The organism is Ferrimonas sediminicola (assembly GCF_005116715.1).
Classification (GTDB): Bacteria; Pseudomonadota; Gammaproteobacteria; order Enterobacterales; family Shewanellaceae; genus Ferrimonas; species Ferrimonas sediminicola.
Genome location: NZ_SWCI01000011.1, coordinates 58,845 through 81,685 on the forward strand (window position 1 = coordinate 58,845; position 22,841 = coordinate 81,685).

Here is a 22,841-nt window from a genome sequence, read left to right on the forward strand (position 1 = left end):
GCGCCGATGCGCCCCCGAAAGTATAGGTGTCTGCCGGGATGGATTAGAGCACCATCACCGCATCCATCTCTACCAGGGAGCCCTTGGGCAGCTCCTTGACGCCGATGGCGGCGCGGGCGGGATAGGGCTGCTGGATATACTGCCCCATCACCTCGTTGACCTTGGCGAAGTTGGCTAGGTCCACCATGTAGATGTTCAGTTTCACCAGCTTCTGCAGGCTGCCTCCGGCGGCCTCACAGACCGCCTTCAGGTTGTCGAACACCTGGACCACCTGGGCGTCGAAATCCTCGCCCACCATCTCCATGGTTTCGGGAACCAGGGGAATCTGGCCGGAGAGGTAGACGGTGTCGCCGGCGCGGATCGCCTGGGAGTAGGTGCCGATGGCGGCGGGAGCGTTGTCGGTGGCAATTACGATCTTGTCGGTCATGGTGTCCCCACAGAGTGTGTTAGTTACGGCTGCGCATCACTTTCAGTACTTCCGGCTGAACTCGCAACTTGCGCATCACATTGGCCAGGTGTACCCGGTTCTTCACCGTCAGAGTCAGGGTGATGGTGTAGACCCGACCCTCCCTCTCTTCGGTGTTGAGATTATGAATATTTGCGTCGCAGGCCGCAATGATGGAGGTGAGCTTGGCCAGGATTCCCTGGTGATTGATGATGTCCATCCTCAGTCCGGTCAGGTACTCCTCCCGGTTGTCCTGATCCCACTCCACATTGAGGAACTTCTCCGCCTCCACTTCGCGGGCCCGGCGGATGTTGCTGCAGTTGTCGATGTGCACCACCAGGCCCTTGCCGGGGCTGACGTGGGCGACGATGTCGTCACCGGGGATTGGCCGGCAGCACTTGGCGAAGGAGAGCAGTACCCCCTCGGCACCGCGGATCGGCAGCTTGTCTCTGCCCTCGGTGGATTCCAGCTCGCCGCGCAGCTTTTGGGCCACCACCAGGCTCATGGCGTTGCCCAGGCCGATGTCCGCCAGCAGGCTGTTGAAACTGTTGTGACGGTACTCGGCCACCACCTGATCGATGCGCTCGGCGGAGATGTCCTCCAGGGTCAGATCCCCCAGGGCATGGTTGAGCAGACGTTTACCCAGGGCGGTGGCGTCCCTGTCCTGCAGGTTCTTCAGCACGTGACGGATCTTGGCCCGCGCCTTGGCGGTGACCACGAAGTTGAGCCAGGCGGCGTTGGGGCGGGCGCCTGGTGCGGTGATGATCTCCACGGTCTGGCCCGACTTCAGCGGCTGGCTCAGCGGGTAGGCGTGGCGGTTGACCTTGGCGCCGACGGCACCGTTGCCCACATCGGTGTGCACCGCGTAGGCGAAGTCCACCGGAGTGGCCCCCAGGGGCAGCTCAAGGATCTTACCGGTGGGGGTGAACACGTAGATCTCGTCCGGGAACAGATCGGTCTTGACGTTTTCGATGAATTCGAAGGAGTTGCCCGCACTTTGCTGCAGTTCAAGCAGGCTTTGCATCCATTTGCGTGCCCGCACCTGGGCGGTGGTGGCGTTGGCCTCAGCGTCGTCTTTGTACAGCCAGTGGGCCGCCACCCCCTTGTCCGCCATCTGGTCCATATCTTCGGTACGGATCTGTACCTCCACCGGCACGCCGTGGGGGCCGTAGAGAGAGGTGTGCAGGCTCTGGTAGCCGTTGGCCTTGGGGATGGCGATGTAATCCTTGAAGCGGTCCAGCCGGGGCTTGTACAGGGTGTGCATTGCCCCCAGCACCCGGTAGCAGGTGTCGATATCCTTGACGATCACCCGGAAGGCGTAGATGTCCATCACCTCCTGAAACTGCAACTCCTTGTTCACCATCTTGTTGTAGATGGAGTAGAGGTTCTTCTCCCGGCCGTATACCTCGCCGTCGATGGTGACGTCGTCCAGCCGGCCGATGATCGCCTCGCGGATGGAGTTCATGATCGCCTTGCGGTTGCCGCTGGCGGCCTGGAGCACCTCCCTCAGTACCCGGTGACGCATGGGGTAGAGTGCGGAGAACCCAAGATCCTCCAACTCATTCTTGATGTTGTGGATGCCGAGCCGGTTGGCGATGGGGGCGTAGATCTCCAGGGTTTCCCGGGCGATGCGCCGGCGCTTGTCCGGGCGAAGGGAGCCCAGGGTGCGCATGTTGTGGGTGCGGTCCGCCAGCTTGATCAGGATGACCCGGATGTCCTGTACCATGGCCAGGACCATCTTGCGGAAGTTCTCCGCCTGGGCTTCCTTCTTGTCGCGGAACTTGAGCTTGTCCAGCTTGGAGACGCCCTCCACCAGCTCCGCCACTGAGGGGCCGAACTGTTCGGCCAGATCCTCTTTGGTGAGTTCGGTGTCCTCGATGACGTCATGCATCAGGGCGGCGGCCAGGGTCTCATAGTCGAGGCGCATGTCCGCTAGGATGCGAGTGACCGCAACCGGGTGGGTAATGTAGGGCTCGCCGCTGGATCGGGTCTGCCCGTCATGGGCGTCTCTGGCGGTGATATACGCTCGAGTGAGATTCTCGACCTGCTCAGGATCCAGATAGCTGGATGCCAGTTCCCTCAGGCTTTCAAACAGATACAACGACGACCCCCGGGGCTGGAATTACAGAGTGCGTCCTTCGGCGATGGCAGCGACGGCAGCCAGTTCGGCAGCTTCCTGCTCGCGCTGGGCTTGCAGCTCCTGCTCGTCCAGGGTTTTGGCATCGATCAGGCCCGCTTCGATTTCGCGCAGGGCGATCACGGTGGGCTTGTCGTTCTGCTCTTCGACCAGCGGTTCCTTGCCGTTTACAGACAGCTGACGCGCACGGCGAGAGGCGACCAGGATCAGGTCAAAACGGTTGCCAATCTTATCTACGGCGTCTTCAACAGTTACGCGTGCCATGAAAAGGAACTCCTGTGTTTGAGCTTAAAAAAATGACGCAAAAGTGTACATGAAGTTGACTAGCCTGCCAACAGATCATCTAGCATATCACCGTGGACACTTTTTTGCCCAGCCAGATGCAGCCGGTTGGCCAAAACAATGGCGGAGAACTCCGCCAGGGCGGTGTCGAAATCTTTGTTGACGATCAGGTAGTCGTACTCATTGAAGTGGCTCATCTCCGTCACCGCATCCGCCATGCGGGCGGCGATGGTGTCGGCGCTGTCCTGGCCGCGACTGTTGAGGCGGCGCTCCAGCTCCTCGCGGGAGGGGGGTAGGATAAACACGCCGATCGCCTCGGGCATCAGCGCCTTCACCTGACGGGCGCCCTGCCAGTCGATGTCGAGGAAGACGTCGATCCCCCTGTCCAGGGTCTGCTCGATGGTCACCCGGGAGGTGCCGTAGTAGTTGCCGAACACTTCGGCCCACTCGAAGAAGGCCCCCTGGTCAATCAGGGCCTCGAAGGCTGCCTTGTCGACGAAGTGGTAATGGACGCCGTCCTGCTCGCCAGGACGGGGAGCGCGGGTGGTGTGTGAGACGGACACCTGCATGTCCGCAGGCTTGTCCTTCAGCAGGGCGCCGATCAGCGACGACTTACCTGCACCACTAGGGGCCGAGACAATGAATAGATTTCCACGACGGGCCATGGCTGCTTTTACCCTGAAAAAAGTTAAAACCGGTCCGCCGCCTCTGCTATGCAGGGCCGGGGGGCTCCGGTGTCTAAGTTCTAGTGACAGTGGCGGCAAGAAGCAAGGGCCGGCCACCTGATTCTGAGGCGGCGTAAATTACCATGATTGGGTGGATAAATCACCCGTTTACAGCAGGAAAACGGGAGTCCCTCCATGGCTGGCGCCATTTCTCCTTGATCGGCCGTGGTCCTGATGTGACTCTAACTCAATGAATTGACCCGGCACCTTGTCATGACCCTGGAACAGCAGATCCCCCAAAAGCTGATGATTGACCTGCGCTATTTCGGCGACGACCCGGATACGCGCACCCCGATGACCCGCCTGCCCGCGGCGGTGGCGGAGTGGATCGCCCGCCACGGCCTCGGCGGGGTGATCCTGTTTTCCGACAACCTGCAGAGCCCGGCGCAGATCCGGGCCCTGACGTCGCAGCTGCAGCAGGCGGCGGCTTGCTCGCCCTGTCCACGGCCTCTGCTGATCTCGGTGGATCAGGAGGGGGGCCGGGTGTGCCGCACCCCCAGGGAGCACACCACCGCCTTTGCCGGCAACATGGCGCTGGGGGCGGCCGAACCGTCGCAGCCACAACTGGCGGCAGAGGTCGCGTCGGTGATGGGACGGGAGCTGGCGGCCCTGGGGATCAATGTCAACCATGCCCCCTGTGTCGATGTGAACAATAACCCGCAGAATCCGGTGATCAACGTGCGTGCCTACGGCGATGACCCGGATCAGGTGGCCCGGTTGGGGCTGGCCCAGGTTCGGGGGCTGGAAGCGGCCGGGGTCCTCGCCACCCTAAAACACTTTCCCGGCCATGGGGATACCCACAGCGACAGCCACACCGGACTGCCCAGGGTGGACCACGACCGAGCCCATCTTGACAGGGTGGAGCTGGCCCCCTACCGCACCATTCTGCGCCAGGTTCAGCCGGCGATGGTGATGACCGCCCACATCCAGTATCCCGCCCTGGACAGCACCACCCTGACCGGTTTGGACGGCAGACAGCATCTGGTGCCGGCCACCCTCTCCCGCAGGATCATCACCGATCTGCTGCGGCAGGAGCTGGGGTATCAGGGGGTGGTGATCACCGACGCCCTGGATATGGCCGGTATCAGCGGCTGGCTGGATCTGACCGAGGCGGTGATCCACGCCTTCGCCGCCGGGGTAGACATCGCCCTGATGCCGGTGCGCATCCGCTGCGAGGAGGATCTGGCCAAGCTGGAGCGGCTGGTGGCGGCAATCAGGGAGGCTCTCACAGGGGGGCGGCTGGATGGCGACGACTGGCGCCACTCCCTGGCGAGGATCGGCCGGCTGAAGGCGCGGCTGCCCTCGGTCCCGGCCTTGTCGGCGGAGGTCCTCGGCTGCGAGTCCCACCGGCAGCTGGAGCGGCGACTGGCCTCTGCAGCCATCACCGAACTCTGTGCCAACACCCTGCCGAAGCCAGCCGGGGCGCACCGCCGCTGGCTGTTGTTGCTGCCCGACCTCGACAAGGCACACGCCCTGGCGTCGGCCCTGCAGGAGCTGGCGCCGACGCTGGAGCTGGTCTGTGCCAGCCTGCTGCAGACCGACGACAAGCTGCGGACGGCGCTGGACCAGGCCGAACTGGTGGTCAGCGGTTTCGTCTCCCCCCGCCAGAGCGTGGCCGAGCTGGGGGGGATGGAGGACCTGGCGGCCCTGGATGAGCAGGCGCTGATCCGAGCCCACCGACCCCGGCGGCTGGCCACCCTGCTGGAGCAGGCCCGCCGCCGCGGCCGGTCGGTGGTGCACCTGAGTCTGCGGGCCCCCTACGAGTTTCCCCTGGTCAGCCCCTGGTGCCACTGGGCCCTGGCCAGCTTTGCCTACCACCTTGATCGTCCCGGACGGGGGACGAGCTACGATGCACTGGCCCGGGTGCTGCTGGGACTGGCCCCGGCACCGGGGCGGCTGCCCCTGAAGGAGATTGAGTGATGAGTCGACGCTACCTGGTCAGCCAGCTGTTTGATGGTCAGCAGATGCTGAAGAACGTGGTCCTGACCGTGGAGAGGGGGCGGGTCACCGCCCTGGACAAGGAGCGCAACCGCTGGGATGAGAAACTCCAGGGGATCCTGGCGCCCGGCTTCGTGGATCTTCAGGTCAATGGCGGCGGTGGGCTGCTGTTCAACCAGGTCCGCGAGGGCGAGCAGGTGTTGTCGGTGCTCAGGGCACATGGCCGCTTCGGCACCACCGCCATGCTGCCGACGGTGATCAGCGATGATCTGGCGGTGATGACCCGGGCGGCCGACGCGGTCGCCCGCGCCCGTCAGTCCAGCCCCTTCGGCATCCTGGGGATTCACTTCGAGGGGCCGCACCTGGCCACGGGCAAGCGCGGGGTGCATAACCCCGAGCAGATGCGCCCCATCGGCGAGGCGGAGTGGCAGCTCTACGCCCGGGATGACCTGGGGATCAAGTTGGTCACCCTGGCGCCGGAGACGGTCTCGGAGGCGGAGATCCGCACCCTGATCTCCCTGGGGGTGATCGTTTTCCTCGGGCACTCCAACGCCAACGCCGATCAGGTGGAGCGCGCCCTGGCCGCAGGTGCCTGCGGATTTACCCACCTGTTCAATGCGATGTCTCCCCTGGCTTCACGGGCGCCGGGGATGGTGGGGGCCGCCCTGCTGGATGAGCACAGCATGGCGGGGCTGATCCTCGATGGCCACCATATGGATTACCGCGCCGCCCGGCTGGCGCTCAAATGCAAGGGACGGGACAACCTGATGCTGGTCACCGACGCCATGCCGCCGGTGGGCGGTGAGCATCACAGTTTTGAGCTGGTGGGGCGTCGGGTCAACCGCGATGGCGATCGGTTGCTGGGGCCTGACGGTGAGCTGGCGGGCTCGGTGCTGGAGATGAACCGGGCGGTGCTGAACGCCATCGCCGCCCTCGATGTGCCGCCGGGTCAGGCGCTGAGGATGGCGTCGGCCAACCCCGCCCGGGCCGTGGGTATGGAGGCGGTGCTGGGGCACCTCAAGCCGGGCGCCCTGGCCAACATGGTGCTGCTGGGTGAGGGGATGCGGGTCATCGGCAGTTGGGTCGCCGGTGAGCCTCTGTGGCGAGACGAGGCGTGATTTGCGCCCATTTTGAGCGCTGTTCGGGATTGCGGAGTGTTATTCAAAACGGCAAAACCGATTATGTCGATAGCCACACTCCGTTATACGCCGCCGATGAAGCCGAGTATTCTGACCTCAATGGCCCACAGCACCAGGGCCCAGAGTACCGAGTTTCATCATCATCTCATATCGCTTTTTTGAGGGCCCTCTGGCCCTCTTTTTTTGGCCGGCGGCCGCCGGGCGTACCGCCCCTCTGCTCCTCTTGAAGCGAAACAGTGCATTACGGAGCGCCATTCAAAAAGGATAATCCGATTACGGCAATAGTGACACTCCGTTATACCCCGACAGCCGGCTTCGCTATCCTGATCCCAATGGTTCAGCGCACCAAGGACCAGAATCTCCAGTTTCATCATTATCTTATATCGTTTTTTTGAGGGCCTTATGGCCCTCTTTTTTTGCTTTCCCTGGGCGGCGGCCACTCGGCCCGGCGGCTGTCAGGGTCAGATGCTGTTGCTGAACCCGGGCACACACCGGTGCCCGGGTTGAGATCCGACACTAGCAGATATCTTGCCAATCCGTGTGGTAGCGACTCACAGCCACCGCCTTTGCGCCAACAGGGATAGAGGCCGGCGATGACCCTCTGATGACGCAGCAAGATGGCGGCCGACCCGGAGGGTGGCTTAGTATTCAGTCATCAAATCGATACCAATCAGCTAGTTACCTGGTGTATTCCCTGGTTCTGCTCTGAGCAGGGAGGGGAGGAACCTTGCTATACTGCGCGCCAAAGGCGCAGCAGCAGAGGAGCCCAACCCATGAGCCAACCCGCCCCGCAGTCCCTGGTGTGTCGCTGCTTGAGTCTCACACAGGCAGAGATCGACGAGGTGATCCAGGCCGGTGCCGGCAACGCCGATGAGGTGGCCAACGTCTGTGGTGCCGGTAGCGGTTGCGGCAGCTGCCGTGGCGAGGTCAATGAACGCTGCCGGATCCTGGCCTCTTCCGCTTCTGATTTATAAATCAGATTGTGACAAGAGATATTGTTCGCTTTTTTATGTTCGTGGCCGGCGCTATTCTGGTCTCAATCGCCGCTTACCGCGGCCCGGAATTGAGATTGAGAGGGAATAGCCATGAACAACACCAACCTGATCGGACTGGACAACCACGGCGCCGAGCAACTGTCCGCACAGCTAAACGACCTGCTGGCCAACTACCAGATCCTCTATATGAATGTGCGCGGCTTCCACTGGAACATCAAGGGAGCTGACTTCTTCGAGCTGCACACCAAGTTCGAGGAGATCTACACCCTCCTGCTGGAGAAGGTGGATGAGATTGCCGAGCGGGTGCTGACCCTGGGCCACCAGCCGCTGCACGCCTTCTCCGACTACCTGCAACTGAGTGAGATCCACGAGGCGGTTCAGGTGAGCAGCGGCAGCCAGGGGATCGACCTGCTACTGGACGGCTACCGGGTGCTGATTCGCAAGCAGCGCGCCATCCTGGAGGCCGCCGCCGCGCTGGGGGATGAGGGCACCGCCTCGCTGATGAGCGACTACCTGTCCCAGCAGGAGAAGGAGAGCTGGATGCTGGCGGCCTACCGCGGCCGCAGCGCCTGATTCAGCCAGACAGCCCGGCCAGTCGGCCGGGCTTTTTACCTTCTCTCCCCCGGATCAGAACAGTTCCATCAGCTGCTGGTAGAGCTGGGCCTTGCGGGTGTCCGAGGCGAAGCTGGCGTCGATGGCATTGGCACTCAGCTGCAGCCACTGTGCCCTGCTCAGATTTAGCGCTTCCTGCACATTCTCGTAGTTTTCCAGCATATAGCCGCCAAAATATGCAGGATCGTCGGAGTTGAGCGTCACTTTAAGATCCTTGTCCAGCAGGGTCTTCAAGTTGTGGTCCGCCATGGTGTCGAACACCCGCAGACGCACATTGGAGTTGGGGCAGACGGTCAGCGGGATCTGGTGCTCCGCCAGGTAGGTCACCAGTGCCGGGTCCTCCAGGCAGGCCACGCCGTGATCGATGCGCTGCACCTTGAGCCGTTCCAGGGCTTGCCAGATGTACTCCGTCGGCCCCTCCTCGCCGGCGTGGGCCACCAGCTTGTATCCCTGCTCCCGGGCGGCGGCGAAGGCGCGTTCAAACTTCTCCGGGGGGTGGCCCAGCTCCGAGGAGTCCAGTCCGATCCCGATGATCTTGTCCCGGAAGGGCTTGGCCTGCTCCAGGGTGTCCAGGGCCGCCTCCTCGCTGAGGTGGCGCAGGAAGCAGAGGATCAGCCCGTGGCTGATCCCCAGCTGACGCTCACCCTGCTCCAGGGCCCGGGTCAGGCCATGGATCACGGTCTCCAGGGGGATGCCCCGGTCGGTGTGGGTCTGGGGGTCGAAGAAGATCTCCACGTGCGCCACATTCTGCTGGCGGCAGCGCTGCAGGTAGGCCCAGGTAAGGTCGAAGAAGTCCTGTTCGGTCTGCAGCACATTGGCTCCCTGGTAGTAGAGGTCCAGGAAGGATTGCAGATTGCTGAAGTCGTAGGCCTGGCGCAGCGCCTCGACCGAGTCGTAGGGAAGCTCGATGTGGTTGCGTTGGGCCAGTCGGAACATCAGCTCGGGCTCCAGTGAGCCTTCGATGTGCATATGGAGCTCGACCTTGGGCAGGGCGCGGAGAAAGTCGTTGGGCAGGCTCATAGGCATAATCTCTTTGTAGTCGTTGTTAGGAGGTTATGCCCATCTAGTCTAACTCAAATCCGTTGCCTGGGTTAGCAATAGTCGGTGATTTGAACGCCGGGGGAACAGATAAACTGGTTGAAACCGTTGAGGGTTTGTTGCGGATCTCCGTAGCCCTGGTTCCAGGGGCGGCCCCTTCCCGTCGCTTCCATCTCAGCCGGTGACCGCCGCGCCCTGCAGGGCGTTGCTGATGCTGTGGCTCCACTGGCCTTCGATGTCGCCGGAAAACTCCCGGTTCATCATCCCGCCTCGGCAGATAGCCGTCGGCGCTGGCGTTGTGGCGGTGTGCCGTCAGTCCCAGGATCGCCCCGTCGGCGGGTGAGAGGGGCTCCCGGCTAACGCTCTCGGGGTTGGTTCGCCAGGGCTTGTGCCAGAGCCTCGCCGATGCTGTGGCTCCACTGGCCGTCGTGGTCGCCGGAGAACTCCCAGCCCATCAGCCCGCCCAGGCCGCCGCATCGAGTCAGGGGGCCGATGATCCGCCGCACTATGGCGTCCAGCGGAATAAAACTGGTGCTCAGGGCGTTGTGCCGGGCGATGGGCAGTCCCAGGATCGCCTTGTCGGTGTTCATGCCCGGCAGTTGGCAGTAGCGCTGATAGGACTCGACGATGCGCAGCGGATCGCCGCTCCAGGGCCGGTTGTTGTAGAACTGGATGGTCACCAGGTCGATGGCGCTGCCCGCCGCCTGCAGCACCTTCAGGTAACCGCTCATGGCGTACCCCTCCTGCAGATAGGGGGGCTGGGGGGAGTGGGCGATCAGGTAGCGGTCACCGGGCAATTCCCGGCGCAGGGCCCGGGTCAGCTGAGTTAAAAACTCGACACCGTCGTAGCCCCCCTGGCCGATAAAGGCGGCCGCGTCCTCCCAGTGGATATCGATGCCGTCCAGCTCGTTGGCGACGACGAACTGGGCCAGAATGTACGCCAGGTAGCTCTCCTGCCCGGCCAACTGCCGGTAGGCCGAGGTGGTCATCGCCGGGCCACCGAAGCTCACCATCACCTTCACCCCCTGCTGCTGCAGCCGGCGTACCGCCCGGTTGATCTCGGCGTCGAACCGGGGGGGCGTGGCCTGGGCGGCCAGATCAGCGGAGAGCGCCAGGGTGAAGGGGCTCTGTTCGTTGCTGGTGAGGTAGGCGAGGATCAGGTGGGTGTAGGGGCGATCCAGGGCGCGGTGCAGGGGCAGGGGGCCACCGGCAAAGTAGCTGACCAGTTTGGGTTGGGGCATATCGGCTTCCTTGTGTTGCGGTTGGGGGCACTCCATGTCCACAGGCAACTATAGGAGAGAGTTTCAGCTACTGCCAAAAAGGGCTGTAAAAACAAAAGCCCCGCTGGGCGGGGCTGGGGGTGGGCAGTGGATGCGCCTATTCGATGTTCTGGATCTGTTTATAGGATAAATAGGGCTAACCCTTGCTGTGTCTGGTTTTTATGGGTGGCTTGGTAGGTGGTTGCGTCATCTAGTCACCACTTTAGTCACCAGTTGGTCTAGGGCTAACAGTTGGCTTTTGTCTGAAGGATACCAACTCATGGTCTCTGCTGTAGCGCGTAGATCATGGTTTATCTGCTACAGCGTGTAGGTAGTGATTTATCTACTACAGCGTATAAGTTGCGATTTATCTGCTATAGCGTGTAGACTGTGGTTTATCTGCTATAGCGAGTAGAGATGCCTAGATACTGGTGTTGCGTACTACTTCGTTTGTTCTATCGAAACTGATAACCAAGGCTGCCGACATGAAAATCACAACCCCAGAACAGCTCAGTTCCTTCTTGAGGGATACCCGGAGCAACAAGAACCTGTCTCAGGGGAAAGTAGGCAGCAAGGTTGGGATTCGACAAACCACAGTATCAAATTTCGAGCAAAACCCCTCATCCAGTAAGTTGGACACTGTATTCAAGATCTTATCAGCGCTAGAGCTAGAGCTAGAGGTGCGCCCTCGGGGAGAGGCCGATAGCCCAATGGGAAGTTCATCTGAGTGGAAGGAGGAGTGGTGATGCCTTCCTTGCATGTCTACATGAATGGATATTTGGTCGGGACATTTACAAAGAGCAGATCGGGCGCACATCAGTTCCAATATGAGGAAAAGTGGTTAAATACGAGTGGGGCTCGCCCCATCTCCTTGTCGATGCCGTTAGGTAGCAAGGCCTATCAGGGCGATGAGGTTTACAACTATTTTGATAATCTGCTGCCGGATAACCTAGATGTTAGAAACCGCGTTGTTGCTAGGCATCATGCCGATTCTACACAGCCTTTCGACCTATTGAGCAAAATTGGCCAGGACAGCGTTGGAGCCCTTCAGCTGGTACCCGAGGAAATCTCACCAGAAGATGTAAGGCAGATAAACTATCAAAAACTCTCCGACGCAGAGCTTGAGCGTGTGCTTCTTGGCTATCAGGCCGAGGCGCCACTGGGTATGCTGCAGGAGCATGAAGACTTTAGAATTTCAGTGGCAGGAGCGCAGGAAAAGACTGCCTTGCTTAAGTTAGATGGTGCTTGGTGTTTACCTGAAGGGACGACGCCGACCACTCATATCATCAAGTTGCCCATTGGAGAGATCAAGAGCCACTCTCATACGTTGGATATGTCTAGTAGTGTGGAGAATGAGTATCTGTGCATGCTATTAGCTCAGGAGTATGACTTGCCAGTTCCAAAGTGCGAGATTCTGAAAGTAGGCAGTGTTAAAGCCTTGGCAATTGAGCGCTTTGATCGTCAATTTTCCTCTGACGAAAGTTGGATAATGAGGATTCCCCAGGAAGATTTCTGCCAAGCACTGAATGTACCTTCGGCCCGTAAGTATGAAAACCAGGGTGGCCCAGGGATTCAAGCCATCATGAAGCACTTGCTGGGCTCAGAAACTTCGGAAAAAGACCGTCGATTATTTATGAAGACACAGGTCATTTTCTGGTTGATGGCGGCCACTGATGGTCATGCAAAGAACTTTTCCATATTCATCAGGCCTGGCGGGGGGTATCGGCTAACGCCACTGTACGACATTTTGTCCGTCTATCCCGTAATTGGTGGAAAGGGCCTTAATATTCGTGATGCCAAACTGGCCATGGGCTTAGCCGCCAGCAATGGTAAGAAATACCTGATTGATAAAATATTCCCTAGGCACTTTACGCAAACGGCCAAGGCGGTTGGATTCAGTACTGACGAGATGAAGGCCATACTTACAGAAGTTGCCGAGCAAACACCTGTGGCGATTGAGAATGCTCGCCAACGGCTTCCTGAGGATTTCCCTAAGGACATTCAAGAGTCCATTTTAAACGGTGTGGTGAACCTTGCTAAGCGATTACGTGTTGAATAGGAAAGTATTTTATCTTGTGGGTTACTGATAGACCCCATGTTCGATTCGTCGAATAACGGTGATGATCCTTTGGGTTGACTCATCGCTGGTCAAAAGGTCAATGGGACAGTTGTAACCTAGGCCTCGAACGGGGCTAGTAAACCAGTGACTGGCACCGTCGTAATCGCCCTCATGTAACACTAAGGTCGCAGCATACGCTTGAATGAAGCGTTCAAGTAGAGCGCGTTGTTCATCAGTGAGCAGTTTTTCTGCGCCATGCCAGGGTGAAACCGCCAAGGCGGAGTGGGCCTGTTCTCTCGGTAATCCGGTAATTTTTATAAGCTTGTCGATGTGGTCGAAGGTCAGCACGCCATGGCCACCGGTCTCTAGACCCAGAGCTTTATAGAAGTAATTGTTGTTATCCATCAACATACTCCTAGAGTGTGTCTGTCTAATAGGTTACGCCAAACTGACTTTCGGCGCAGTACTGGCAGGTCGATTCGTTATGCATTCGGCCAACCTCAACGCGCCTGTTGCAATGGATACACTCTTTGAAGAACTCATAGCTGCTGGCAAGTTGGTATTTGATACGTCGCACCTCCTCCGGGGAGGTATTCAAAGGCAGTGTCTTGATCACCTTGCTGGTATAGGCGCACTCATGGGGGTGAGGCCATGTTAGCTCTGTAACCAATAACTGAATGCAATCGTCTTTCTTCTCCGCCCATACCGATGAGTGCTGACGATCACTGATTCGGTCATGCTGTAATCCATCAAAGGGTTGCTTAACGGTGAGGTTGCAATTGTGGTCTCGGCAGAACGGAGTATCGGCATCGTGCATCAGCTCGGCATCAATCAGATGATGACACTCCTGGCACACAAAGAAAGTAGAGGATTGGTCGAGCCGCCGATGCAGAGCCTTGAAGGTTTGGGTAATGCGGGCAATATTGACGCCATTCTTCACGTACAGGGCTTTATGGATGATGCCGGTGGTTGTTCTTACGTGGGCGACCAGAGAGATATCTTGGCTAAAGTGGATGCTATACAGCGGTTGGCTATTTTTCTCTTCATCGAAATATATATCATAGCCCAACCCCTGGTCCTCTAAACCCGTAAAGCAAACCAGGTAGGGGGGGTGGCTTTCTAGTTGGAATCTTAACTCTTTCTGCTGCAAGAAAGCTGAGAACTTAAAGCGAAGTGCTTCGTCTCCCGTCAAGCGGATGGCGTGTTGCTCCATCAGGGATTTCACAGTTGGGATGTGGTCAGTATTCATGCAATCAGAAACCTTTAGTATTTGGTGAGGTTGTTGCGTAGGTCTTCTTCGTGAGTGATGTACTGCTTTTCTAAAGGTTTCCTGGTAATCGAGGCAAGAAGGGCTACTTTGCGGTATACCTCTTTGCGACCACACTCGACGTCCACCATTTCTTGCACGGCAGTGATGAGGCCGGATTCAAATTCGGTTAGCTCTTTGCTCATGACGAGGCTCCCAGTAAGTTATCAACTACCCGATAGTTCCATAGGTTTTTTTCAACAGCGCCCTTATCGATCCAGTGTGCATCTTTTTGAAAAACCTAAATTTTCTTCTTGCTACTGGCTGTTGACATGCTTACAAATCCATTTATCACAAAAAGCTTGAGAGAAATGTCACATCACTTCTCATTGAGCAGGAAGCGGCTTGGTTTTCCAACAGAGGTAACCATTAACCCTTTCATTGCCCGCGTTGCGGCTACGTGGAATAGCGCCCTTTCGTTTAAGTCCTGCTCACGTTGCTCAACGGGGTCATTAGACCTAATGAAGTCCAGTGGCACTGTACCTGCACTGGCGTCTGCGATGACCAAGTACTGAAATTCCAGGCCCTTCACACGGTGCATGGTTGCGATACGGATGCTTTGTTCGAGGCTGGTATCAGAACGATTGGATTGAAGCTGCACCACACTTATACCTCGAGCCTCCAGGCCGCCTTGGTATTTGTCGCATTTGTTGTTCGTTCGCAGCACCACACAAATGGCATGCTCAGCGACTCCGTCATTCGTTAAAGCTCGGATGTGTTCAACGATGGCATCTAGCTCCGTCTTGAAGTCCGAGAAAGTATGAACCTGTGGTTGCTCCCCGTGAGCCAGAGAGAGGTAATCTTGGTTGCTGTCCGTTTTACCATCGAGATCGTCCACCTTCACTCCCTGCAGTACCGCCATGGCAAAGCGTTTGGTCTCTTCGGTGGTGCGATAGTTAATCTTGAGCTTTTTGCTCCGACGGCCGCGAATGTTGATACCACAGCGCCCCAGGACAACCTTGTGGCGATAGATGCGTTGATGGCCGTCGCCAACAATGAACAGATCATTCGCCCCTTCAGGAATAACCGTTCTTAGCAACTGGAATGCGGCGCTACCAATATCCTGGCCCTCATCCACCACAGCATGCTTGTATGGCAGGGTTAAAGGGCCTTTCTGGAACAGTTTTATGCCATCGTGCATGGCATCCTGAAAGTCGCGGAGTTGTGCCATCGCCATCAGATTTCGGTACTGCTCAAACACCGGCCATACCTTGGCCCGTTCAACTCGGCTTAACCTGGTGCCACGCCCTACCCTGCTTGCCTTAAGGTAATCAGGACGATCACGGAGTTGCTGAGCCTGCACAACCAATCGCCATTCCTCTTCATAAAAGCTATCCGGAAATGACAACTCCTCTGGTCGCAATGCCATCGCTTTGTCCCAACAGTCCCGTCGATGATCATCGTTCTCGTACACCACCTGCAGTTGGTAGTCGTAGCGCTTCAGCAAACGAGCAATCCAGGCATCGATGTTGATCACCTCGATACGTGCCAACTCTTCCTTGCTGCAAAGCTTCTTGAGGTTGGCCTCGATGTCCAACGCCAGGTTCTTGGTAAAGGTGGTAAACAACACCTTGTCGTTACTGGCTGGGTCCAGTTGTTGGGCTAGCCAACGTGCTCGGTGCATCGCTACCACAGTCTTGCCTGTGCCGGCGCCGCCAAGCACACGTTGCGGCCCTTTGGCATGCCCTTCTACCAAACGGCGTTGACTGGGGTGCAAAAATATACGCCATTTTTCCAGCGGCGCATTGAGCATCTTTTGCAGCTCGAGATCATCCGTTACAACATGGAAATTGCGCTGACTTGCCGCCCGGGTTATCGCACCAACGAAATCCTCGGTGTCGATAGTCTCGTTCGCTGCCGGGTTATATTCCGCCAGCAACTCTTCATAGGGCTCCCCGGCTGCAAGCAAGAACAGTGGTTCGTAGGCTTCGGCCGGAAGAACCCGGTCTAACGCTTCCAGTTCGCTTTCATTGGTTACCTTTGTTACCGCTGACAACAAGGACTCTGGGACGCCCAATGCGATCAATTGTTCCGGCTTATAAGCGGCGAAAAGCGGGATCTCAGACGTATTCACCGAACTTGGAACTGGAGTCGCCTCTTGCTCGGAATACTCTGCATTGAACAACTGGATGGAGCCGGTTGCCGGGTGGATCTCAACCCGATGCTTTGCCGCCCAGTCATAGGCCTTATCGTGGTGATCGACCCAAAGGATCAGGTAGACATTGCCAACATCTGGCTTGAGCACGATGCCGCGATAAGTCTTGTCGATACGTACCGACACCATGCGCTTATCTCGCGCCTGTTGGATCCGCTCAAAATTGATGCCCGAGCTTTCTGGATTGTCACGAAACTTCGCGACGAACTGCTCCACCTTTTTTTGTTGGGTCTTTGGCAGCTTGCTGAAGCAAGTCAAAAACTCACTGGACATCCCAATAGTCGGGGTCGCTGTCATTGGCATTACATTGCTCCTTGCACTGCTTCAATCACGGCGGTCAGTTGGGTCGCTTCATCCATCCCAACGAATTCCTGCCAGCCTTGTTCCCTAAATTTTTGTTCACCGTCTGGATCTGACTGTTCGAACACCACCACTTTGGCGGCTTCCCATGCCCAGTCAGCCGTCGCCACAATCTCCCCGTGGCCATCAGCAAGCTCATAACCACTGATGGGGGCTTCCAAGCCAGCTTCCACCAACTGCTTTAACAATGCCTCAGGCATGAGTTCAAGGTCCAATAACTCCTGCCATTCGGCTGAGATAGCAACTGCCGGCTCTTCTTGAGGCTGATCATGATGACTGATATCAGCTTCGTCACCGTCATGAACGATAGAGCGACAGGTCATACCGAACCCTGGTAGGCATTGCCCCAGGTTCACCAACTTCCAAAAGCCAATAAGCAGCGATTGGTAACGGCCATCCTGCAACATCGATGGGTCTTTGGTGTCATCGAAGCACAATTGCAGCATCAGGTTTTGTAACGCCGCTGAGGTCAATTCTTGGGAGTGTTTCCCGGGCCTCATTAGCGGAATCGTGTCCTGCTTTACCGGCAAAACAGAGGCCACTTCCACCCACTCACTGGTGGTGCCCAGACAGTTCAACAACCCGCCGAACAAGTACCTGTCAGTGCTAAAGAGTTGCTGTAATCGGCTTTCGGAAGCGTTCTCCTGCATCTCGTAGCTGAAGTCCCGCTTGGTGTCTTCAGAAATCTTACGGGGATCTCTAAGCCACTTGATGCCATGAGCCAACATGATCTCGGTGAAGTCATTAAGCCGCTGCTCTGGTGATTGCAGCAACTGAGTCAGCAGTTCAAAACTGTTGAATTCATTGTGCAGCTTAGTGATGGTCTTAAAGTTACGGCGCAAGGCCAAGCTGTACACACTGATACCATCCCGCAATGACCAATCCTGGATATGGCGATCCAGGAAACCATCACCGTGCTCAAATCCAGGCTTTTCAAGATCCGGCCAATAGAGACTCCACACCCAATACTTTCCAGAAGCTGCGATGGCACGGCGCTTGGCGATGTCGTCGGCAACGATGTCCTTGTGATAGGCGTAGCCATCCAGGAATACCGCAATGGGCTTAACAGCCATATCCTGACGGCCGGGATAAATGACGAAGTCAGGCTTCGACATCACCGTAACCCCATCAACAGGGCCCAGCTCTACCTGGGGAACAATATGCCAGTAGAGATCTGAGTCTTCGCGCACGCTCAGTACCCAGCCCCCCTTACCATGCACGATGGACTTCTTGAGTCGGAATTTATCCGTCATACCATGCAGACACTGGATAAATTTCTTCTCCAACTCGGAAGTCACCAGGGAATTGATGCAAATCTTGCCTATGTTGTCCACGGGCATCAGGGTATGGCGGGACTGCAACACGCCATTCAGTAGCTGCCGTGCCACATCCCGGGAGATATGTGCCATCTTGCCACGGTCACGGTAGGCGTAGACGCAACGGTAACAACCGTCTTTTTCTGGGTCCTGGTTACAGTTACATTCCTCGATGGCATCCAAGGCCATCTGCAACATGGTCATCAGGTTATCCGGCTCGCGCATTAACTCCTTGAGAGAGCCTGTTCCACCGGGAACCGTGTCATAGATCACCAGGTAATTGCGATGGAGGGGATCGTTCGGCTCCGGCTGCTGGTAGATCAAGCCACGCAGATGATCGACGTTTCCTCGGAAGTACTTGCGCAGCCCCAGTTGCAGCGCTGCTGCCAACGAAGCCTTTAGCAACTTGTCATCCGACAACCCGGACACTGGCAGCAACACCCGTAAGGCTTCCGATTGCAGCTCCCGGTAGAGGAACAATACGTTCTCGTATTTCTCCTCAACGTTATCTTTCAGGCTTGGGCAACTCAGATCGTGATTCTGCTTCTTGCGAATGGGCGGTTGCACCATGCCGCAATGGGCACACACTTTGAACCCGGTACGTTTGCGGTCATCACCAGCGATCTTGAACTCTTCCGCTTCCGGATCATTAGCGCCGAAGTTGATGTCGCGGAAGGTGGCGGTGCGAATGTACTCATACCCAAAGGGCACATGCTCATCGTCGATGCGATACGCCGCCTCGACGGCTGATTTCTCGAAATGCACCAGCATCTGCCGCTGGAAGAATGACGGCACCCGGTTTTCACTGTCATCACCGATCTTGGCGTCCCGCATGGCCGAACGAGCATACACCTGGCGAAGGGGCAACAACTTGTTGTGCTGAAGAACATCAGCCCAATTGCTATCGCCGCAACTGGGGCAGGTTTTGAATTCCTTGGCCTCATCCTCACGTGCAGTGAAATTACAGTTACGACACAAACGCCACTCTTCCGGCTCGGTCACATGCAGGTCAACCTGCTCCACCTGCACCTTATGGCCGCCAGCATAAAAGTTGCTGGTCGGTGCCAGCTCGGATAACGCTGCCGCGGCCGGCCGTTCGTAGTCGAAGGTCTCAGTCTCGTACTGCCGTTTGTTCTCGTCATCGCCGCTGATCTGCCGCCACAGTACCGAGCGCAGGTTCACCCCAGCTTCCGGGAAGGCGTAGTTCGGCAACAAACCTTGATCAGTGAAGAAGTTAAACACGTTCTGGTTTTTTAGATTGCCCAGGATCTTCTGCAAGCCGGTCATTTCAGACAGCAGGGTATTGAGATCTTTTTCGTGGGTCTGGGCGACCGCATTGCGGCCCTCCAGCTCCTTATGTGCTTTCTTCAGCACACTGATGCGCTTGGTTAACGACTCCTTATCATTTAACTGCCATTGCAGTGCATCGATGATCCGCCCGCTAAGGCTGTAGTTTTCATCATCCCCTTCAGCAAAGGCACGCAAACTCTCCCGGCTGGCTTCACTAAGGTCCGGAAACACGCTAAAGAATCGTCGTAACAACGCATCGCGATGGCGGTCGGCGTAACTGAGAAAGTTAAAGGGGAACTTGTCTTTGCGGTCTTTCGCCAGGTTAACCAGCATCTGCCCCACGTTCTTGCTGATCTGGCCAGAGCGATCATCCGCCGCGACCCAACGGTCGAACATAAAGGCCGTCAGCTGCCGCGCCAGGATGGCGGGCGCGTCCAGGAACACCCCCGGCACCTCAACGTGCCCCTGCATCATGGTTAAGGGTTCGGCAAAGAAATACTGGTCGTGGGGGTTACCCTGGGCCACGGTAAAGGCAAAGGCGTTACCATCCCGGCGCCCTGCCCGGCCAATTCGCTGCAGGTAATTGGCCTGCGCCGGCGGCACAGAACACAGCAACACCGAAGACAGATCACCGATATCGATACCCATCTCCAGGGTTGGCGTGGCAGACAGCAGGTTCACCTGGCCAGATTCGTGCTGCGCTGCCTTGAAGCTCTTCTCAAGTTGGTCTCGCTCGGTCTTGCCAATCAGGCCGGTATGCTCCCGTGCCACTACCCGGTAGCTTTCCGTACCCAACCAATAGGGTTCAATCTCCCGGTTGTCGTCTTGGTAGTGACCCTGGCAGTTAGTCTGGCGGCAAGGCGCCTCTCGCCACAATTCTGACTCACTTCTGGCCACAAAGTGGCGCTGGCCGCAGGTGTTGCACACCATGGCTGCAACCTTGCTTTGAAGGGTGATCTTATCTGCTGCGATACACCAGGCCTGTTTATCGGCCTTCTGTAGCGGCACCAACACCTTTTGTTGCTCCAGGCACTGGATTAATGTCTGGATCAGATCCGCAGCGCAAGCTGACAGGGTTGGGTCGTCCTGCGCCAGGCACTTATCTAACCATTGTGCCCACCAACTGCGGCCCTTGGTGGACAGCACGGGTTCGATCTGGTCGGCGCGGCCAATGCCAATAAAACGTGGTTTACGGGAATTCGGCCCCCATTGGGGCATATAGCGGGAACTTTCAGAGCGCTTGTTGAACCGGTAGAGATCGCCGTTGTCGGCAAAGTAGTCCTTCATCGCCCAATGGAAAATCCCGCCCCGCTGACGTAGCCGGTGCAACAGCACCAGGGCAAACTGCTGTAACTGCGGTTGAGTCACCTGCTGATAAGGCTGGCCCAGCTCCTCGGTTAAACGCACATGGGCCAGTTCCACCGCCTTGTAGAAGCCATCACTCAGCAAAGCCGGCACCAACAAGCCAGAACGTTCCAGGGTTCGACCAATACCGGAGCGCAGGCCAAATTCGCTATAGACCTCCCAGGCCAAGCGCCGTTCTACCCGGCCCAGCACGCCCTTGTGATGTTCTGGCTGGAAAGTCCCCTCAAGCAGTTGCTGGTAGCCCCGCAGCCACGTCAAATTGGGGGCAATATTACGCAGAACAAAGGTACGTTCATCACCGCTCTGCTGGCGCATCTGTTCCACAAAACGGTCAGCGTACTCGGCCAGGGTAACTTCAGTGGCGCCATCGGCAACAAGCGCACCGCAGCCAGCACCGATCCCGGCCCGGATCATCATCGGCCAGGTTCGCGCTTCCAGGAACCCGGCACGGTGGGCTGCGTCCTGAACCGAGTCGGAAAAAGTCAGCAGCTGCTTGTTTTCGTTATACCGGCTACCAAACCATTGGTGGGTCATTACACTGGCCAGGCTGGCAGCTCGGGAACCCAGGATCAGCAGGCTGTCCTTGGCCAGACAGGAAGGACACTGGTTCTTGAAACTGTTGCCTGAGGTCTGACTAGTGCTGATCAGATCCGGCACAAACACCCGCAATAGCTGTTCATTGCCACAATGCTGACACTCATTAGCATTATCCCCGTTCATTGCCAGGCAGTGGCCACAAAGTTGATGGCATACGCCCTTGCCCAATTGGCGAGGGTCAGTCTTATCCAACACCGGGAACAGCAAACGCACACTGTGGTGGTTCTGGAAGAAGTGCTGGTAGAAAGCCGATAGTGACTCCGACAACTCCCCTTTGGACGCATCCAGGTAAGAGCCCCAGGCCGTGGCACCGCAATCTCGGCAATGCACCACAGGCAGGTGGCGAGTCTCCAGATCACCACCAAGATCATCGGCAAAGTACAACTCCGGCTGGGAGGCAATGCTGGCCACCATCCGCCGCAGTTCACGCAGCCAACTCTGTACCCTAACTTCCAACAGCGGCTTCCACTCGCCATTGCTTTGCTGCTCGCCCCGGGCAGCGCTGATCAGCGCGACAAAGCTGTGCACCATGGCTTCGGCCATCGGCGCAGGAACAGATAGAACCGGCATCAATAGCTGGTTTAAGGTGCTTTGCTCCTGGATCTGACCGTCCAATAATCGAAGCAAGGTATGGAAGAAGCGGTGTTTGCATAGTGACTGGCCAAACTGGTGTAACGCCTCACCAGCCTCCTCAGGCTCCAACGAGGGCAAAGGCGCTAACGAACCATCAAACCAGAGCACAATTTGCCGGTTAACGAAATCCAGGCGCGACTCATCGGTACGGGGTTGCAGCTCGGCTATATGCTCCTGATCCGGTTGAAACCTGTAATTGGTCTCGTACTCTTGCAGGTACTCACCAACATCCAACCGGTCTTCGGCGATAATGGCGCCTGCCTCAAAGAGGTTATCGAAGATCTGGCTGGCGTAGTTTAGCAGCGCTTCCGGTTCATCCCCCACGGTGGCCGAGGTGCCGACACAAGCCAGGTGCGCCGCAGGGATCTGCAAGCGATCCCTCAACCGGCGCAGCAGACAACCCAGATCAGCCCCTTGTGCACCATCGAAGGTGTGCAGTTCATCCACCACCAGGTAACGCAGGGTTTCCGGACCATTGTCCCGCCATAAAGCCTGATCTTCCGGTCGAAGCAACAGGTAATCCAGCATCTTGTAGTTGGTCAGCAGCACATCCGGCGGTTGCTTCCGCAGTGTATCCCGACAGGTGATCACCTTATCTTCCGACATGGTGGGGTTGCCTTGGCCATGCTGATCTTCCCCCACATACAAGCCCACGGTCACCTTGCCATTGAGCGCCGTACTGCCATGCACCAGCTTGGCGAAGCGTTTGGCCTGATCCTGTGCCAGCGCGTTCATCGGGTAGATCACGATGGCCTTGATGCCCCGGGACGGTGCTTTACGAGCACAATGCTCCAGCACCGGATAAGCGAAACACTCGGTTTTACCGGAGCCGGTGCCAGTAGCCACCAAGCTCGATAACGGCTGGGGTGCCAACAGGCGCTCAAAAGCTTTGACCTGGTGGGCATGGGGCGGAAAAGGCAGCGACAGTTTTTGCAGCAGTCCTACAGGCAGTGCCCCACCACGGAATGGCAGTTGCACTGAAAGATATGGCCCCTTGAGCAGCGACTCGGGTGTCTGCAAAAAACGCTGCATCATGGAGTCTGTTGATGCAGCCTCTTCGGCACTGGCCGACGGCGACTGGCCGCTGAAACAGGGCGTGGTCATTGGGAACTGCGCCGATAAGAAATGGCGCAGACTCTGGTTAATTTGTTGGCTTACAACCGTGGGTAACATTGGCTTTCCCTGCCTGG

Annotated in this window: 17 protein-coding genes; 6 read left to right on the plus strand and 11 right to left on the minus strand. The window is 57.6% G+C overall.

The window, feature by feature from the left end:
* Positions 1-43: 43 nt before the first annotated feature.
* The 4 genes from FCL40_RS14645 to gmk are packed head-to-tail and all read right to left on the minus strand — an operon-like array spanning position 44 to position 3,529.
* Complete coding sequence (locus FCL40_RS14645; RefSeq protein ID WP_136854045.1) at positions 44-427, minus strand: RidA family protein; 384 nt, start codon at positions 425-427, stop codon at positions 44-46.
* Positions 428-446: 19 nt separating this feature from the next.
* Positions 447-2,546, minus strand: a complete 2,100-nt coding sequence (gene spoT / locus FCL40_RS14650; RefSeq protein WP_136854046.1) for a bifunctional GTP diphosphokinase/guanosine-3',5'-bis pyrophosphate 3'-pyrophosphohydrolase — start codon at positions 2,544-2,546, stop codon at positions 447-449.
* A gap of 21 nt (positions 2,547-2,567) precedes the next feature.
* Complete coding sequence (rpoZ, locus tag FCL40_RS14655) at positions 2,568-2,846, minus strand: DNA-directed RNA polymerase subunit omega (RefSeq protein WP_028109328.1); 279 nt, start codon at positions 2,844-2,846, stop codon at positions 2,568-2,570.
* A 59-nt stretch (positions 2,847-2,905) separates the two neighbouring features.
* Positions 2,906-3,529 (minus strand): guanylate kinase, encoded by a 624-nt coding sequence (gene gmk, locus FCL40_RS14660; RefSeq protein ID WP_136854047.1) that lies wholly within the window; start codon positions 3,527-3,529, stop codon positions 2,906-2,908.
* Between the two features lie 273 nt (positions 3,530-3,802).
* Here gmk and FCL40_RS14665 point away from each other — a divergent pair, with 273 nt between their 5' ends.
* From FCL40_RS14665 to FCL40_RS14680, 4 genes are all read left to right on the plus strand, one after another.
* Entirely contained in the window at positions 3,803-5,509 is a 1,707-nt protein-coding gene (locus FCL40_RS14665) for a glycoside hydrolase family 3 protein (RefSeq protein WP_136854048.1), read from the plus strand.
* The gene (gene nagA, locus FCL40_RS14670) at positions 5,509-6,645 is read left to right on the plus strand and encodes an N-acetylglucosamine-6-phosphate deacetylase (RefSeq protein WP_136854049.1); all 1,137 of its coding nucleotides are present in this window, start codon (positions 5,509-5,511) and stop codon (positions 6,643-6,645) included. Before FCL40_RS14665 ends, nagA begins: the two co-directional genes overlap by 1 nt.
* A gap of 794 nt (positions 6,646-7,439) precedes the next feature.
* A complete protein-coding gene (locus FCL40_RS18615; RefSeq protein WP_169307142.1) occupies positions 7,440-7,640 on the plus strand; it encodes a (2Fe-2S)-binding protein in 201 nt (66 codons plus the stop codon).
* A 111-nt stretch (positions 7,641-7,751) separates the two neighbouring features.
* The gene (locus FCL40_RS14680; RefSeq protein WP_136854051.1) at positions 7,752-8,234 is read left to right on the plus strand and encodes a Dps family protein; all 483 of its coding nucleotides are present in this window, start codon (positions 7,752-7,754) and stop codon (positions 8,232-8,234) included.
* Positions 8,235-8,288: 54 nt separating this feature from the next.
* Here the strand turns inward: FCL40_RS14680 and FCL40_RS14685 are convergent, their stop codons facing one another.
* Positions 8,289-9,293 carry an adenosine deaminase gene (locus tag FCL40_RS14685; RefSeq protein WP_136854052.1) on the minus strand — a complete coding sequence of 335 codons (1,005 nt, stop codon included), beginning with the start codon at positions 9,291-9,293 and terminating at the stop codon, positions 8,289-8,291.
* Positions 9,294-9,667: 374 nt separating this feature from the next.
* Complete coding sequence (locus tag FCL40_RS14690) at positions 9,668-10,552, minus strand: glycoside hydrolase family 18 protein (RefSeq protein WP_169307143.1); 885 nt, start codon at positions 10,550-10,552, stop codon at positions 9,668-9,670.
* Positions 10,553-11,055: 503 nt separating this feature from the next.
* Here FCL40_RS14690 and FCL40_RS14695 point away from each other — a divergent pair.
* Positions 11,056-11,316 carry a helix-turn-helix domain-containing protein gene (locus tag FCL40_RS14695; protein WP_136854054.1) on the plus strand — a complete coding sequence of 87 codons (261 nt, stop codon included), beginning with the start codon at positions 11,056-11,058 and terminating at the stop codon, positions 11,314-11,316.
* Positions 11,316-12,629 carry a type II toxin-antitoxin system HipA family toxin gene (locus FCL40_RS14700; RefSeq protein ID WP_136854066.1) on the plus strand — a complete coding sequence of 438 codons (1,314 nt, stop codon included), beginning with the start codon at positions 11,316-11,318 and terminating at the stop codon, positions 12,627-12,629. The genes FCL40_RS14695 and FCL40_RS14700 overlap by 1 nt, the downstream gene beginning before the upstream one ends.
* A gap of 21 nt (positions 12,630-12,650) precedes the next feature.
* On the opposite strand, the gene FCL40_RS14705 is transcribed toward FCL40_RS14700, so the two are convergent.
* The 5 genes from FCL40_RS14705 to FCL40_RS14725 all read right to left on the minus strand — a co-directional run bounded on the left by FCL40_RS14705 (position 12,651) and on the right by FCL40_RS14725 (position 22,824).
* Complete coding sequence (locus tag FCL40_RS14705; RefSeq protein ID WP_169307144.1) at positions 12,651-13,034, minus strand: antitoxin Xre/MbcA/ParS toxin-binding domain-containing protein; 384 nt, start codon at positions 13,032-13,034, stop codon at positions 12,651-12,653.
* A 25-nt stretch (positions 13,035-13,059) separates the two neighbouring features.
* Complete coding sequence (locus FCL40_RS14710; RefSeq protein WP_136854056.1) at positions 13,060-13,878, minus strand: hypothetical protein; 819 nt, start codon at positions 13,876-13,878, stop codon at positions 13,060-13,062.
* Positions 13,879-13,892: 14 nt separating this feature from the next.
* A complete protein-coding gene (locus tag FCL40_RS14715) occupies positions 13,893-14,081 on the minus strand; it encodes a hypothetical protein (RefSeq protein ID WP_136854057.1) in 189 nt (62 codons plus the stop codon).
* Positions 14,082-14,254: 173 nt separating this feature from the next.
* On the minus strand, positions 14,255-16,393 hold the full coding sequence (locus FCL40_RS14720) for a UvrD-helicase domain-containing protein (protein WP_229360345.1): 2,139 nt from the start codon (positions 16,391-16,393) through the stop codon (positions 14,255-14,257).
* Positions 16,393-22,824 (minus strand): DEAD/DEAH box helicase, encoded by a 6,432-nt coding sequence (locus FCL40_RS14725; RefSeq protein WP_136854058.1) that lies wholly within the window; start codon positions 22,822-22,824, stop codon positions 16,393-16,395. The genes FCL40_RS14720 and FCL40_RS14725 overlap by 1 nt, the downstream gene beginning before the upstream one ends.
* Positions 22,825-22,841 lie beyond the last annotated feature (17 nt).

Bases quoted from the DNA above. Each gene is read 5' to 3' on its own strand.
- FCL40_RS14645 (WP_136854045.1), bottom strand. From the start codon at position 427: ATGACCGACAAGATCGTAATTGCCACCGACAACGCTCCCGCCGCCATC.
- rpoZ (WP_028109328.1), bottom strand. From the start codon at position 2,846: ATGGCACGCGTAACTGTTGAAGACGCCGTAGATAAGATTGGCAACCGT.
- gmk (WP_136854047.1), bottom strand. From the start codon at position 3,529: ATGGCCCGTCGTGGAAATCTATTCATTGTCTCGGCCCCTAGTGGTGCA.
- FCL40_RS14665 (WP_136854048.1), top strand. From the start codon at position 3,803: ATGACCCTGGAACAGCAGATCCCCCAAAAGCTGATGATTGACCTGCGC.
- nagA (WP_136854049.1), top strand. From the start codon at position 5,509: ATGAGTCGACGCTACCTGGTCAGCCAGCTGTTTGATGGTCAGCAGATG.
- FCL40_RS18615 (WP_169307142.1), top strand. From the start codon at position 7,440: ATGAGCCAACCCGCCCCGCAGTCCCTGGTGTGTCGCTGCTTGAGTCTC.
- FCL40_RS14680 (WP_136854051.1), top strand. From the start codon at position 7,752: ATGAACAACACCAACCTGATCGGACTGGACAACCACGGCGCCGAGCAA.
- FCL40_RS14685 (WP_136854052.1), bottom strand. From the start codon at position 9,293: ATGAGCCTGCCCAACGACTTTCTCCGCGCCCTGCCCAAGGTCGAGCTC.
- FCL40_RS14690 (WP_169307143.1), bottom strand. From the start codon at position 10,552: ATGCCCCAACCCAAACTGGTCAGCTACTTTGCCGGTGGCCCCCTGCCC.
- FCL40_RS14695 (WP_136854054.1), top strand. From the start codon at position 11,056: ATGAAAATCACAACCCCAGAACAGCTCAGTTCCTTCTTGAGGGATACC.
- FCL40_RS14700 (WP_136854066.1), top strand. From the start codon at position 11,316: ATGCCTTCCTTGCATGTCTACATGAATGGATATTTGGTCGGGACATTT.
- FCL40_RS14705 (WP_169307144.1), bottom strand. From the start codon at position 13,034: ATGGATAACAACAATTACTTCTATAAAGCTCTGGGTCTAGAGACCGGT.
- FCL40_RS14710 (WP_136854056.1), bottom strand. From the start codon at position 13,878: ATGAATACTGACCACATCCCAACTGTGAAATCCCTGATGGAGCAACAC.
- FCL40_RS14715 (WP_136854057.1), bottom strand. From the start codon at position 14,081: ATGAGCAAAGAGCTAACCGAATTTGAATCCGGCCTCATCACTGCCGTG.
- FCL40_RS14720 (WP_229360345.1), bottom strand. From the start codon at position 16,393: ATGCCAATGACAGCGACCCCGACTATTGGGATGTCCAGTGAGTTTTTG.
- FCL40_RS14725 (WP_136854058.1), bottom strand. From the start codon at position 22,824: ATGTTACCCACGGTTGTAAGCCAACAAATTAACCAGAGTCTGCGCCAT.